This window comes from Megasphaera sp. AF13-6AC, from assembly GCF_027685385.1.
Taxonomy (GTDB): domain Bacteria; phylum Bacillota; class Negativicutes; order Veillonellales; family Megasphaeraceae; genus Megasphaera; species Megasphaera micronuciformis.
This window is the reverse complement of record NZ_JAQCUN010000277.1, coordinates 1-863: the sequence shown is the minus strand read 5'-3', so window position 1 is coordinate 863 and position 863 is coordinate 1. Positions and strand designations below refer to the sequence as shown.

The window sequence follows — 863 nt, the reverse complement described above, 5'->3', positions numbered from 1 at the left end:
CGACGTTATTGGTACCGATAACTGCGCGCATGAATTTTTGAGTTAAGTAGCCTACTTCATTTCCGGGACCGCGAGCCGAGCCGGCACCCATAACCGTGTCGGGGCCGTATTCTTTGATGATGGCCTTTAAGCGATCGGCAGTATACTGAATAGCTTCTTCCCAAGTAGCCGGTTCCAAGGGAGCTCCCTTGCCGCCGCGACGGATTAAGGGAGTGCGAATACGTTTGGTTAAAATTTTGGGGTCATTCAGATAATCCCAGCCGTACAGGCCTTTCAAGCACAAACGTCCGTCATTGTTTACGCCGTGCGGCGATCCCTTTGCTTCAATGACGCGATTATTTTCTCTGTCTACAGTACAGTCAATAAGACAGCCCGTACCGCAGTAGGGACAGACGGTAGTAATCGTTTCGTAAGACATGTGGTGATTCACCTCTTTTAATAAGCGCATAGATGAACAATTACATAACTATACGCCAAAAGAAAAATTCTCATGAGTTTTACTCATGGATGCTTTGATACACATCTATTCTATACCTAATTTTCTCAATATGCAACACGTAAAAACGAAAATTTTTACGGCTCATAAAGGGAGAGATAGTTAAAACATCAGATAAAATGGGGATTTTACAGATTGGCCAATAGTTTTATGTATTTCGCCAAGGCAGAAATATTGTCAACGTGTAAAGTATTAAAATACACTGAATTCGTATCCTTTCGTCGTGTCACCAAGGCGACCGTTTCATTGTCCCCTTCTGCGGCACCGGCTTCAGGCGGTAAAACCAATAGTTTCGGAAAAAGGCCGTGACGGCGACTTTCAATGAGGACCAAATCTACGGGCATAGAAAAGGCGGCGTGCTCTATAG

2 protein-coding genes are annotated in these 863 nt (G+C 44.6%); both read right to left on the bottom strand.

Annotated elements, in window-relative coordinates; translation table 11 throughout:
• The coding region (locus PGX78_RS08830) for a molybdopterin oxidoreductase family protein (protein ID WP_270446589.1) at positions 1–418 on the bottom strand (418 nt) is incomplete at its 3' end.
• A 206-nt stretch (positions 419–624) separates the two neighbouring features.
• Positions 625–863, bottom strand: a 239-nt coding sequence (locus tag PGX78_RS08825; protein ID WP_270446587.1) for a hypothetical protein, incomplete at its 5' end; no start/stop codon positions are given.